11 protein-coding genes are annotated in these 12,838 nt (G+C 52.1%); 4 read left to right on the top strand and 7 right to left on the bottom strand.

Annotated elements, in window-relative coordinates:
- Nucleotides 1-347, top strand: a 347-nt coding sequence (locus V7Z75_RS13405; protein ID WP_334109160.1) for a TorF family putative porin, incomplete at its 5' end; no start/stop codon positions are given.
- A gap of 88 nt (nt 348-435) precedes the next feature.
- Here V7Z75_RS13405 and V7Z75_RS13410 read toward each other — a convergent pair.
- Nucleotides 436-1,689, bottom strand: a complete 1,254-nt coding sequence (locus tag V7Z75_RS13410) for a PAS domain-containing protein (RefSeq protein WP_334109161.1) — start codon at nt 1,687-1,689, stop codon at nt 436-438.
- Nucleotides 1,690-2,103: 414 nt separating this feature from the next.
- On the opposite strand from V7Z75_RS13410, the gene V7Z75_RS13415 reads away from it, so the two are divergent.
- Together V7Z75_RS13415 and narL are read left to right on the top strand one after the other, a co-directional pair.
- Nucleotides 2,104-3,720 (top strand): histidine kinase, encoded by a 1,617-nt coding sequence (locus V7Z75_RS13415; protein ID WP_334109162.1) that lies wholly within the window; start codon nt 2,104-2,106, stop codon nt 3,718-3,720.
- Nucleotides 3,721-3,730: 10 nt separating this feature from the next.
- The gene (gene narL / locus V7Z75_RS13420; protein ID WP_334109163.1) at nt 3,731-4,378 is read left to right on the top strand and encodes a two-component system response regulator NarL; all 648 of its coding nucleotides are present in this window, start codon (nt 3,731-3,733) and stop codon (nt 4,376-4,378) included.
- A gap of 78 nt (nt 4,379-4,456) precedes the next feature.
- Here the strand turns inward: narL and V7Z75_RS13425 are convergent, their stop codons facing one another.
- The 6 genes from V7Z75_RS13425 to pcnB all read right to left on the bottom strand — a co-directional run bounded on the left by V7Z75_RS13425 (nt 4,457) and on the right by pcnB (nt 9,174).
- On the bottom strand, nt 4,457-4,798 hold the full coding sequence (locus tag V7Z75_RS13425; RefSeq protein ID WP_334109164.1) for a cupin domain-containing protein: 342 nt from the start codon (nt 4,796-4,798) through the stop codon (nt 4,457-4,459).
- A 234-nt stretch (nt 4,799-5,032) separates the two neighbouring features.
- Entirely contained in the window at nt 5,033-5,872 is an 840-nt protein-coding gene (gene panC / locus V7Z75_RS13430) for a pantoate--beta-alanine ligase (RefSeq protein WP_334109165.1), read from the bottom strand.
- A 3-nt stretch (nt 5,873-5,875) separates the two neighbouring features.
- Nucleotides 5,876-6,664, bottom strand: coding sequence for a 3-methyl-2-oxobutanoate hydroxymethyltransferase (gene panB / locus V7Z75_RS13435; RefSeq protein ID WP_334109166.1), 789 nt, complete (start codon nt 6,662-6,664; stop codon nt 5,876-5,878).
- A gap of 16 nt (nt 6,665-6,680) precedes the next feature.
- On the bottom strand, nt 6,681-7,328 hold the full coding sequence (locus V7Z75_RS13440) for a deoxynucleoside kinase (RefSeq protein WP_334109167.1): 648 nt from the start codon (nt 7,326-7,328) through the stop codon (nt 6,681-6,683).
- A complete protein-coding gene (gene folK, locus V7Z75_RS13445; protein ID WP_334109168.1) occupies nt 7,325-7,816 on the bottom strand; it encodes a 2-amino-4-hydroxy-6-hydroxymethyldihydropteridine diphosphokinase in 492 nt (163 codons plus the stop codon). The genes V7Z75_RS13440 and folK overlap by 4 nt, the downstream gene beginning before the upstream one ends.
- A 2-nt stretch (nt 7,817-7,818) precedes the next feature.
- A complete protein-coding gene (pcnB, locus tag V7Z75_RS13450) occupies nt 7,819-9,174 on the bottom strand; it encodes a polynucleotide adenylyltransferase PcnB (RefSeq protein WP_334109169.1) in 1,356 nt (451 codons plus the stop codon).
- A gap of 270 nt (nt 9,175-9,444) precedes the next feature.
- Between pcnB and cas9 the strand changes: the two genes are divergently transcribed.
- Nucleotides 9,445-12,838, top strand: a 3,394-nt coding sequence (gene cas9, locus V7Z75_RS13455) for a type II CRISPR RNA-guided endonuclease Cas9 (protein WP_334109170.1), incomplete at its 3' end; no start/stop codon positions are given.

Here is a 12,838-nt window from a genome sequence, read left to right on the forward strand (position 1 = left end):
CTGATTTCTTCGGATATAAAGGGTTGGATAAAGGACCCGATGCAGATGGCAAGGGTAGTTCCAGGGGCAGCGATTATCTTGAGTTGAATTTCAACTACACATTGCCGTGGTGGGATGTGAACCTGGTATTGCATGCAGGCCATCAGCGCGTGAAGCATCGCTCAGACTTCAATTACACCGATTACCTGATCGGGGTGAACAAGGATTTCTCCGTGGGTAAATCCACAGGCTGGAATGCGGGTGTGAATTACACCATGACCACTGCGGATGACAACATCTACGTAGATGCAGGTGGCAAACATACTGGTAAGGATCATGTGATCTTTTTCCTCAAGCGTACTTTCTAAAATCGCTATTAAAGCAATATGAAATAAAAAAGCCAACATTGAATAATGTTGGCTTTTTTGTTCTTGAAAGAATGAATTGTTATCAAAGTTAATTCAATGTCTGGTTGAGAAAAAGATCGCGGAATTTCAATAATAAAAAGGAATCAGGTTGGTCCGAGAAATCGGTGATAAAACCCTCCAGCGCCAATAACTCACCGGTATTGGAGTAGACGCCTTTCCCTTGCTCCCATACCCACTTGATTTCGCCGGAACGGGTCACAAGACGATAGATCATCTGGTAGCGTTTCTGGCTTGCAACGCCACGCTGTATGATATCCATAACCATCTCGCGGTCTTCATGATAAATGGTTTCAGCAAACGAAAATGTGGAAGTGTTGATCAACTCGTTTGATTCATAACCCAACACATCAATACTGCCATCGCTGACAAATTCCAGGCTCCAGTTTTTATCATTTTTGCAACGGTAAATCATACCGGGAATATTACTGAGTAATGTGGTGAGCGAGCGGCGGTTGGCGCGCAAGCTGGCTTCGATGGTTTTCATGCGGTTGATGTCGGCCATGGTGCCGATGACGCTGGAGCGTTCGCCTTTATGTGCCGAGGTTGTCTTGGCCCTGAGTTCCACCCAAATGGTATGGCCGTTGTTGGCGATCAGGCGGCATTGCAGATGAAAACTGCTTCTTTTCCCCTGGGTGAGCGAGTTGATGCGTGCTTCCACCATGGGCTTGTCTTCGGGATGGAAAAAGTTGAGCAATGGCTGATGGGTGCTGGCGGGAATGGGATGCCCCAGCATGTGCTCCCAGGAGGGGTTCAGAAAAATAATTTCGCCATTGGCATTGATGTGGAAGACGATTTGCTCGATCTGGTTGATAAGCAATTGATAATGCGATTGATCATTGGAGGGGATTGATACGCTGCGCAAGCTGGATTCTGACGAGAATTGCAGCAAACTCAGGTTGGAGTTGTTCTCGTTGCCTATCAGGGACAATGCCATTTGCGCAGGGAGAATAGTGCCATCGTAGCAAAGCATGCGTAATGTAACGACCTGGTTATTTTGTGTGTTGTTATGTTTGCTTTCCGAGAGCAGGCGGGCCAGGGTGTGATGGTCGGATGGATGAATGATATTGGTCAGCGGCATGCCGACAATTTGCTCATGCATGCCGGACATGCCAAGGTCATTGAGGAATGCATGATTGGCAAAAATAAGGGTATATCCATCTACCACTGCGGCAGGTGTGGAAAGGTTGACGGAAACGTCTTTTCCCCATGTGATATTATCTGAATTCTTGCGTTTCTTATTGCGGATGATGTGGTTGGAAAGAACAGGATAAGTCGCGATCATTAAAATGGTGGAAAAAATGAAAATGATGAATAAAATAACCATCAATACATGGCCGCGAAATGGCGCGTTATTATCCCACCAGTTACCAAAAACAAGCATGAATACAAGACTCAGTATCAATGTGCTGAAAATATATAAACTCATCTTGTGAGCCCTTTTTAGTGACTTTTCATTAAATCCGGAAACATTCTCGCTACATGACGGAAGAAAATGTTCAAACTGGTCAGGAATAAATTCAGGTTTTTAAGCCATCATGTGCTTTATCTGCGCCTGCTGGTGTTGCTTGGATGCATTGCCATGAGCGTCATGCTTACCATGGCTGGCGCACTGTTTTTAATCGATTATATTCCTTTAACCCAATCCACAATTAAAAAGATTACCAATCATACATTTTTGTTCAGGTCTGCCATTAATATGGCAGAACGCGGCGATGATGCTTTGGCAAAATCCATTTTCAATCCGCGCGAAATCCACTTCTCGCTTATTGAACCACAAGAGTTGGTCTGGATATCCAAGCAAAACAATCCTGCGCTTATTGATGCGCTCAGTGCTTTGCATCTGGCGCAAAGAAACCTGCGTATTGCCTGTGAAACCAAGCAGCCATTTACTGATGTGATTTCCGAGGCGACGGAGGTGGTAGAGGCGGCGGAAAAGTTATCGACAGCGCTGGAGGACGACCTGGAGATTAAACAATCCGTGATTGCTTTGCTGCAATTTGTGGCCATGATATTGATCATGGTCTGCATTACAGCCATTACGTTGGGCGCACGGCGTATCCTGGTGGATCGGGTGGGTAAATTATTGTCTTTCCTTCCCGGTACCGTGATCCAGTTCACTTCTGGTTTCAAGGAGGATGAGTTCACGTTGCTGGAGCGCAAGCTGTTTGCCGTAATGTCCAAGCTGGAAAGCCTGACTGCGGGTCAGAGCTGGGCGGATCAGGTGAGCGACCGCTTGCGCAGGATGTTGCGGGCGCAGGAGTTTTTGACGCATTTTGTCGAGATTGTCACGCATGAGCCGTTAAACGAATTGAGCTTGCGCAGGATATTGCTCTCTTTGGAAAAGTCATTGAATGTTAATAATGTGGCTGTCATTTTTGAGGGAAGCAGCCCCAGGCTGGCGGTAGGCCAGGTAGTGTATTCCACCCATGCGCCTACGATACTGGAGACGGCTCATGCCGATGAGCTGGCGCAGTATGGCATGGTGAATTTTGTGGAAATGGGTGCGGATCAGATGGAAGTGCGCTGTATTGCGCTGAAGTTTGCATCGGCAAGCGACTCCATTGATATGCTGCTGGTTGAAACGGAACGTGATCGCATCCTGGAAAGTCATGAAATGCAACTGCTGGAACTGACCAGCAAGTTGCTGGAAATGGTGATCGGATATAACGACCGTGACAGGGAAGGGCGCCGTCTTGCATTGCTGGAAGAGCGGGCAGCCATTGCCCGCGAGTTGCATGATTCGCTGGCGCAATCCCTTTCCTTCATGAAAATCCAGATTGCGCGTCTGCAAAGCAGCACTGGCAAGGATAATAGCGACGAGGTGGTTGTTGAGCTCAGGCAAGGGCTGGATAATGCCTACCGCGAATTACGCGAACTGCTGGCGACATTCAGGGTGCATCTGGATGTGCGTGGATTGGGCGTGGCGTTACAGTTTGCAATTGATGAATTTTCCCAGCGCTCCAACCTGTCGATTGCGCTGGATAACCGGCTGGATAATTGCCGGTTGAATGTCAATGAAGAGTTCCACATCCTGCATATCGTGCGCGAGGCCTTGTCCAATATCGTGCGGCATGCGGATGCCAAGAATGTCATGGTTTCCCTCGTGTTATACAAGTCGAACGGCACCGTGGTCATTACCATTGATGATGACGGCATTGGCTACAAGCCGCTTGCTGACGGGCAGGGCCATTATGGCCAGACCATCATGAAGGAGCGCGCCTATAGCCTGGGTGGGACCATCGAAATTTCAGATAGACGCAAGGGCGGAACCCGGGTCCGCTTGGTATTTACTCCAAAATTGCCGCAGGGCTGAGAGGTGTCACATGGAAAAAATTTATAAAGTGCTGTTGGTTGACGACCATGCATTGTTCCGCAAGGGCGTACGGCAAATGCTTTCTGCAGATGAGCATTTCGAGGTGATCGGGGAAGCAGCTTCCGGCCAGGAAGGGCTGGACCTTGCCGAACAGTTGCTGCCGGATATCATCCTGATTGACCTCAATATGAAGGGGATGAATGGCATGGAAACCTTGCGACGACTCAAGGCCACCACGCTTTCCAGCATCAATATCGTTCTCACCGTATCAGACGCCGAGGATGATTTGCTGGAAGCCTTGCGCGCCGGCGCGGACGGTTACCTGCTCAAGGATATGGAGCCGGAAGATTTGTGTGACAACCTGCTCAAGGCCACCAGCGGCGTGACGGTGCTGCAGGACAGCCTGACCGAGGTGTTGAAGAACGCGCTGCTGGAGCCCAATGTCCGCAAGGCGAACAATGATGCTGCGCTGACGGATCGCGAGCATGAAATTCTGGAGTGCCTGGCTGCGGGGATGAACAACAAGACCATCGCGCGCAAATTGGGGATCAGCGATACCACCGTCAAGGTGCATATCAAGAATCTGCTAAGAAAGCTGAACCTGACCAGCCGCCTGGAAGCTGCCGTCTGGCGGCATCAGCATAAAACCAGAGGTTAAAAAATTCAAAAGCTAAAATGACAAGACCCCGGAGACTGGATCACAGTACCGGGGCGGGAGAATGGCAGTTACAACCTGTTATAGAGGTTGGCGCTGACCACAGAAGAAACCAATGGCACCCTTTGGTGTTTCGAAGATGATATGGTCGCCATCGGCGAAATAGATCACGTCGCCTACCTTGGCTACGACTTTGGTGCCTGTGTTGACTTCGGTCAGGTGAAATTCGCCATCCACCACAATCTTCATTTCCTCGTAATCATAGGTGTAGTCCAAAGGCTTGCCTGCGCCCAGATGGAAGAAGCCTGCGCAGATGGTTTTGTCCTTGTCTGCGGAAACAAAGGTATCACCCAGCCATGCTGCGACACCGTCCACGTTCATGGATGGTTGCTGGTCTTTTACTGCCTGATGCTTGACTTTCATAGTGCTTCTCCTGAAATTGCGATGAACAAATTGAACTGGAAGCCTGATTAAATCAATTGATGGCAGGAGCGGCAATTACACCTAAGTGGTACTCAATAGGAAGCAATCGCATTTTTCAAGCAGTTTTTTCCGCTAGAAAGAAAGCTGGGAACCCGTATGGAGATTGGTTTTTACTGGTTTGAGAGTGCAGGAAAGATGTGAGGGGTACTGCGCTGTTCCGTCTGCCTGTTTATATCAGGCAACGGAAAATTCGATATTGTCGATCAAGCGGGTTTTGCCCTGCCGTGCTGCAGCCAGCGCCACGAGGTTGCGGTCTTCAGCGTTGGCAGGCATCAGGGTCAGGGCGGAGCGGATGGAGATGTAATCCACCATCCAGCCGAGTTGCGTGAGGTATTGGCTGCTTTGGGTCTCGATGGCGCGGTAATCGCGGTTGCCCTGCTGCACATTGTCTGCGATCAGTTTCAGGGTGCGATACAGGCGTTGCGCCTCCAGCTTCTGGCTGGCGCTGAGGTAGCCGTTGCGCGAACTGAGCGCGAGGCCGCTTTCCTCGCGTTGGGTTTCGCCTGCGATGATTTGAATCGGCAGATTGAACTGGCGCACTAGTTCGCGAATGATGAATAGCTGCTGAAAATCCTTTTTGCCGAATATCGCTACCTGCGGTTGCACGATATTGAACAGCTTCATCACTACCGTAGCGACCCCGTCAAAATGTCCGGGCCGTGCCGCGCCGCATAGCTCGTTGGCAATGGGTGGAGGCGTAATGCGCATGGTTTGTGCGGTGGGGTACATTTCGCTGACCGTCGGCGTGAATACGATGTTGGCACCTGCTGTTTCCAGCTTTTCGCAATCAGCTGCCAGGGTGCGCGGATAATTGTCCAGGTCTTCATTGGCGCCGAACTGCAAGGGATTGACGAAAATGCTCGCCACTACACAATCAGCGTATTGTCGGGCAAGCGCTATCAAATGGAGATGCCCGGCATGCAGGTTGCCCATGGTAGGCACGAAGGCAATATTTTTTTCCTGGGCCAGGCGCGCGCGCAGGCTGGCAATGTCAGGGATGATTTCCAACGTCATGGTTTATTCAAAGCTGTGTTCGGGGGCCGGGAATGCCTGTGATTTGACTGCCGCGACGTAGTCAGCAACGGCTTGTTCTATACTGGATGCGTTTTGCATGAAATTGCGCACGAAACGCGGCGATTTGCCGGCATAAATTCCCAACATGTCCTGCAATACTAGCACCTGTCCATCACAGTCCTTGCCCGCGCCGATACCGATCACAGGGATGGCGATGGCCTGGCTGACTTTGGCGGCCAAGGCTGACGGCACCATTTCCAGCACCAGCATGCCAGCGCCAGCCTCGGCCAGCGCCTGCGCATCCGCCAGCAATTGCCGCGCGGCCGCGTCGTCCCGGCCTTGCACGCGGTAGCCGCCGAACTGGTGCACCGATTGCGGCGTCAGGCCCAGATGACCGCAGACGGGAATGCCGCGATCCACGAGGAAACGCACGGTGTCCAGCATGATGGCGCCGCCCTCCACCTTGACCATCTGCGCGCCAGCTGCTATCAGCAGGGCGGCATTCTCGAACGCCTGCTCGGGGTTTTTCTGGTAGCTGCCAAACGGCATATCGGTGACGATGAAAGCCTGTTGCGCACCTTTGACGACACATCGCGTGTGGTACTCCATATCGCGCAGCGAAACCGGCAATGTACTGTTGTGGCCCTGGATGGTCATGCCCAGCGAGTCGCCCACGAGCAGCACCTCTACTCCGGCCTTGTCGCACAAGGCGGCAAAACTGGCGTCGTAGCTGGTGAGCACGGCGATTTTCTCGCCGCGCGCCTTCATTTGTTGTAATGCAAGCAGGTTCATGTGGAACAGGTTCCTCTTACTCCATGTTCGGATTGAAAAACTCGCGGCGGCCGCGAATCTGCATGATGCGCTCCAGCAGCATCTGCATGGCGGCATCCTTTTCCGTGATGTCGAGGTTTTCGTTATTGACGATGAGCACCGGAGCGCCGTCGTATTGGTGGAAGAAAGTGCTGTAGGCATCGGCCAGGCGGGAGAGGTATTCGCGCGCGATTTCCTGCTCGTAATTGGTGCCGCGCTGGTTGACCCGCTCATACAAAGTATCCACCGGGGATTGCAGGTAAATCACCAAGTCTGGCGTGGGAACCTGCACATGCAAATGCTGATACATCTGCCGGTAGAGCGCGTATTCCTCATCATCCAGGTTCAATTGGGCGAACAACTGGTCTTTTTCCAGGAAGAAATCGGCAATCGTCGCCTGGTTGAACATATCGCGCTGGCAGAGCTCGCGGATCTGCTCCACGCGCTGGAACAGGAAAAACATCTGCGTAGGCAGGGCGTAGCGCGGCGCATCCTGGTAGAACTTGGGCAGGAAAGGGTTGGCGCCCGCATTTTCCAGCAACAGGTTGACCGGGAACATGTCCGCCAGCTTGCTGGCCAGCGTGGTCTTGCCGCTGCCGATCGGGCCTTCAACCACGATATAGTGAAAACGGTCAAAAATACTCATGGTACTGAGGATTCCAGTAAGGCGACGCCTTGATCCGCGCAATGCAGCGCAAGGCTTGCCACTCGGTCATGACCGGGAATTTCCAGGTCGGGCGCAATTTCCGCCAGCGGCAACAGCACAAAACCACGCTCATGCATGCGAGGGTGTGGCAGTGTCAGTTCAGTGGTGCGTATGGCAATGTCATCATACAGCAGCAAATCCAGGTCCAGCACCCGCGGCGCATTGGGAAACGGGCGTTCGCGCCCATGCTGGTTTTCCAGTTGCAGAATGGCGCGCAGCAACTCAAGCGGACTGAGGCTGGTTTCCACTTCTGCCACGGCATTGATGAAATCCGGCTGGTTGTCATAGCCTACCGGTGCCGTGCGATACAGCGACGAGCGGCGTACGAGACGGGTTGTCGGCAAATCACCCAGCTCGGCAAAGGCGCGGCTGACTTCATCGGCAGGGTCGCGCAGATTGCTGCCCAATGCGATATAGGCGCGTGCCATGGTTATTCTCCAGAGGCCGCAGCGGGTTTCTTGGTGCGGCGGCGTCTGCGCTTGCGCGGCGCGGACTCAGGCATCAGCATGGCCTGGCGTTTCTCGCCATCGGCATTGGCAAAATCCGTCCACCATTGTCCCAGCTCGGTGGGGATTTCCCCGGATTCGCAGCGCAAAAGCAGAAAGTCATAAGCGGCGCGATAGCGCGGATTCTCCAGCAGGCCATAAGGACGCTTGCCCGCGCGATTCTCGAAGCGCGGCTGCATGCCCCAGATTTCGCGCATGGTGGCACTGTAGCGCTTATGAATCGCCATCTTCTCGGCCTGAATATCGCACACCTCATCCATCGCCATGTGCAGCGCGGGGATGGGTTTATTGCCTTGCTGCTCGTATTTTTTCCAGGCCAGCAGCACCTCATGCCAAAGCAAGGTGGCGAACAGGAAACTGGGGGATACCGGCTTGCCTGTCTGCACCCGTTCGTCCGTATTTTTTAGTGCCAGCGTCACGAAGCGCTCACCCATCGGCTGCTCCAGCACGACATCAAGCAATGGCAACAAGCCATGATGCAGGCCATGCTGGCGCAACGCATTCGCGCTTTCCAGCGCATGTCCGGAAAGGAATAGCTTGAGCATTTCGTCAAACAAGCGCGAAGGCGGCACATCATGCAGCAAATTGGCCAGCTCGGAAATCGGCTGTTCCGTGGCGGCGTCAATTTTCAATCCCAGCTTGGCGGAAAGCCGCACCGCGCGCAGCATGCGCACCGGGTCTTCACGGTAACGCATCGCCGGGTCGCCTATCATTCGCAAGATGCCCGCCTGGATATCCGCCACGCCATGGTGGAAATCCAGCACTTCTTCGCTGGCCGGGTCGTAATACAAGGCATTGGCGGTGAAATCCCGGCGAACGGCATCCTCTTCCTGGCTGCCGAACACATTGTCGCGCAGGATGCGGCCGCTATCTGCCACCTTGGCATCGCCCTCTTCGCTCAGGTGATGGCCGCGAAAGGTGGAAACCTCGATGGTCTCGTCGCCAAACATCACATGCACTAAACGGAAGCGGCGGCCGATGATGCGCGAACGGCGGAAAATCCGGTTCACCTGCTCCGGCGTGGCATTGGTCGCCACGTCAAAATCCTTGGGGCGTTGCTTCAGCAAAAGGTCCCGCACCGCGCCGCCCACGATAAACGCCTCGAAACCCGCCTTTTGCAAGCTGTCAGTAGTCTTGATCGCTGCATTGCTGATGAGCTTGCGGTCTATGTGGTGCACCTTGGCAGGAATGCGCTCGGTGTTGCCCTGAGGACGGACCGTACTGGAGGAGGCAGGTTTTTTGGGGGATTTAAAAACGCGTTGCAGCAGTTTTTTGATCATTATAGGAATTGTGCCTGAGTATCTGGTAAAGCTTCTTTGCCGGATTATAACGTATCGCGGAACAGCATGATATGCATGTGATTTTACGATCAATACCCAGAGGCCTGCGTTGCGGAATAGTAAATTGACAATGGGTGATATATATTGCAGAGGTGGAAATAATAAAGCCCGGCCAGAAGGCCGGGCTGGATACGAACAATTAAGTTCTTATTGTAGCAACGGCTCTCACCCCGGATGACTACAACGGGACAAATGATAGGGGACTTTGGCATGCAAAACAAGAAGAATCTTGGCCCTTTGGCATTCGGATTGGATATCGGGATTGCGTCGGTTGGCTGGGCTGTTCTGGGAGAAAACCGCATTATTGACCTTGGGGTGCGCTGCTTTGATAAGGCGGAAACCGCGGATAAAGGGGAATCATTAAATCTTGCCCGGCGGATGGCCAGATTGTTGCGTCGCCGCTTGCGGCGACGGGCATGGCGATTGACGAAACTCGCACGATTATTGAAGCGTGAAGCCTTGATTCATGACGTGAGCGTGCTGAAGCAAGCGCCGCCTGCTGGATTCAAAACACCTGATCTTTGGAGGCTTCGCGTAGCGGCATTGGACAGGAAGCTGGAGCCGGAAGAGTGGGCACGCGTCATCTACCATATCTGCAAACATCGTGGTTTCCATTGGTTGAGCAAGGCGGAAGAAAAAGCGGCCGAGAGTGACAAGGAAGGCGGCGCGGTCAAGAAAGGCTTGGCGGGCACCAAACGGTTGATGCAGGAAAAGCAGTATCGAACTGCTGCTGAAATGGTGATCAGCGAATTCCCGGATGCCCAGCGCAATAAGCGCGGCGACTATAGCAAGGCATTATCCCGGTTGTTGTTAGATGATGAATTGAGCATCTTGTTCGACAGGCAGCGCAGCTTGGGCAATCCGTATACGTCGGAAACCTTGGAGCAGGCATTGCGGGATAGGAAAACCGGCTTACTCTGGGCTCAGCATCCCGCTTTGTCTGGCGAGAAATTATTGGAAATGCTCGGTAAATGCACGTTTGAAAAGGGAGAGTACCGTGCACCGAAAGCGAGTTTCACTGTTGAGCGGCATGTCTGGCTGACGCGTTTGAACAACCTGCGGCTGATCGTGGATGGCGAGAGGCGTGCATTGAATGAAGCTGAGCGGCATCTGGTGCTGGGTTTGCCGTATGAGCAGAGTGGAGATTTCAGCTATAAGCAGTTGCGTAATGCACTTAAAAAAGCCGGATTGACAGCAGATTTCCGCTTCGCAGGTTTAATCTACCCCAATGCTAATCAAGAGCAGCAGAAAACCAAAGACCCGGAAGAAGAAAAGCTGGTCAGGATGCCAGCCTGGCAGACTTTGCGCAAAAGCATGAAAGACGCAGGGTTGGAAGAGGATTGGCGGCAAGTGACCGTGGCTGCGCTGGATGGCAAGCCGCAATTGTATGACGAGATTGCGCGCATATTGAGCGTTTACAAGGAAGATGAGGAGGTTGAGCGCGAATTGAACAAGCTGGACTTGCCAAACAAGGCCGATCTGATTCAGGTCTTGCTCACGGTGCGGTTTGATAAGTTCAGCAATTTATCCTTCAAGGCGCTGTATCGAATCCTGCCCTATATGGAGAAAGGGCAGCGCTATGATGAGGCGTGCATTGAAGCAGGTTATCACCATAGCCAGATGCATGAGGCTGGTGCTGGAGAATATCGGTATTTGCCGCCGTTTTATGTCGCTCGTGAAAAGGACGGTAGGCTTAAATTCAATGAAGACCTGGATATTCCGCGTAACCCTGTCGTGCTTCGCGCGCTGAATCAGGCGCGCAAAGTGGTCAATGCCATGATCAAGCAATATGGCTCGCCTGATGAAGTGCATATTGAAATGGCGAGAGACTTGTCTCGGCCATTGGACGAACGGCGTGATATTGAACGGCAGCAAAAGGAATATCGGGATCGCAATGCAAAAGACAGATTGGCTTTTGATGCTGAATACAACAGTTCTGGCGAACTCAAGGGACGGGAGTTCGAGAAGTGGCAATTGTATCGTGAGCAACATGGCAAGTGCGCTTATTCTCTGCAACCGCTGGACATGAATCGCTTGTTTGAAATGGGGTATGTGGAGGTGGACCATGCCCTGCCATATTCCCGCAGCTTTGATGACAGTAAGAATAACCGGGTGTTGGTGCTGACTGCGGAAAACCGCAACAAAGGCAATATGACGCCTTATGAGTATCTGGGCGGCAAGGAGGACAGCCCACGTTGGCGCGAGTTTGTGGCATTTGTTAACTCCACCAAAACCTATCGGCAGGCCAAACGTAACCGACTGTTGCGCAAGGATTTTGGCAAAGAAGAGGCGAGTGAGTTCAGCGATCGTAACCTTAACGACACACGCTATATTTGCCGTTTCTTCAAGAATTATGTCGAGCGCTATCTCAAGCTCGCGGAAGGCAGTACTTCCAAACGTTGCGTAGTGGTGAACGGCCAATTGACCTCGTTCTTGCGCGCTCGTTGGGGATTGGTCAAAGTGCGGGCCGATTCAGACCGGCATCATGCCTTGGATGCTGTTGTAGTCGCTGTATGTAGTCATGGAATGGTCAAAAGATTGGCTGATTATTCCAAGCGCAACGAACTGGCTGCGGCGCGTGAAGGCCTGGTGGATATGGAAACCGGGGAAATTGTGAATCCCACGATGCTGGATCAACTGGAGCAACATTTTCCAACACCGTGGCCGCATTTTTGTCAGGAATTGACGGCCCGTTTGTATCAGGACGATCTACAAAGTTTGCGGGCGGAATTACGGGGCATGGGGTATGACGATGATGCATTGCATGATGTCAGGACACTGTTTGTCTCACGCGCACCGCAACGGCGGAATAGCGGAGCCGTCCATAAGGAAACCATTTATGCACAGCCGGAACGTTTGAAAACCAAAGGCAGCGTCACACAGAAAGTCGCGGTCAGCGATTTGAAAATCACTGATATTGATAAATTGGTTGATCCCGAACGTAATGAAAAACTGTATTCAGCATTGCGTGTTTGGGTTGAAGGCCGCGAAGCTCGGGAGAAACAGGCCAGAGATATCGAAAAGATAGTCAAGGAAGAAAAGCGGGCGCTGACAACGGAGGAAGGCGCGGAAATCGAAAGATTGCGGGCATTGCCGCGTAAACCGAATAAACAGGGTAATCCTACTGGCCCGGTCGTGCGCACCGTGACGATGGTCATAGATAAGCTTTCAGGCATTCCCATCCGTGGCGGCGTTGCTAAGAACGATACGATGCTGCGGGTGGATGTGTTTACTAAGGCAGGGAAATATCATCTGGTGCCAGTGTATGTGCATCATAAGGTGACAGGGTTGCCGAATCGGGCAATTGTTCAAGGTAAGGACGAGGATGAATGGACACAGATTGACGATAGTTTTGAGTTCGTATTTTCTTTATATCCGAATGATTTTGTTGTAATTGACCAGAAAAATAAATCACCTATCCGTGGATATTATTCAGGTTGTAACAGAGCAACGGGATCTATTGATATCTGGGTACATGATAGAGATCGAACTATTGGTAAGTCAGGGTTGATTCAAAGTATCGGTATAAAAATGGCACGTAACCTGGAGAGAGGGTGTAAGAATTTTTGTGTAAACGGTCATTCGGCAGGAAACTGTCGTAACT

Origin of the sequence: Methylobacillus sp. (assembly GCF_036844465.1) — a bacterium.
Taxonomy (GTDB): Bacteria; Pseudomonadota; Gammaproteobacteria; order Burkholderiales; family Methylophilaceae; genus Methylobacillus.

What these genes read in the sequence shown, in the direction of transcription:
- V7Z75_RS13410 (WP_334109161.1), bottom strand. Translation starts at nt 1,689, where the DNA reads ATGATCGCGACTTATCCTGTTCTTTCCAACCACATCATCCGCAATAAG.
- V7Z75_RS13415 (WP_334109162.1), top strand. Translation starts at nt 2,104, where the DNA reads ATGGCAGAACGCGGCGATGATGCTTTGGCAAAATCCATTTTCAATCCG.
- narL (WP_334109163.1), top strand. Translation starts at nt 3,731, where the DNA reads ATGGAAAAAATTTATAAAGTGCTGTTGGTTGACGACCATGCATTGTTC.
- V7Z75_RS13425 (WP_334109164.1), bottom strand. Translation starts at nt 4,798, where the DNA reads ATGAAAGTCAAGCATCAGGCAGTAAAAGACCAGCAACCATCCATGAAC.
- panC (WP_334109165.1), bottom strand. Translation starts at nt 5,872, where the DNA reads ATGACGTTGGAAATCATCCCTGACATTGCCAGCCTGCGCGCGCGCCTG.
- panB (WP_334109166.1), bottom strand. Translation starts at nt 6,664, where the DNA reads ATGAACCTGCTTGCATTACAACAAATGAAGGCGCGCGGCGAGAAAATC.
- V7Z75_RS13440 (WP_334109167.1), bottom strand. Translation starts at nt 7,328, where the DNA reads ATGAGTATTTTTGACCGTTTTCACTATATCGTGGTTGAAGGCCCGATC.
- folK (WP_334109168.1), bottom strand. Translation starts at nt 7,816, where the DNA reads ATGGCACGCGCCTATATCGCATTGGGCAGCAATCTGCGCGACCCTGCC.
- pcnB (WP_334109169.1), bottom strand. Translation starts at nt 9,174, where the DNA reads ATGATCAAAAAACTGCTGCAACGCGTTTTTAAATCCCCCAAAAAACCT.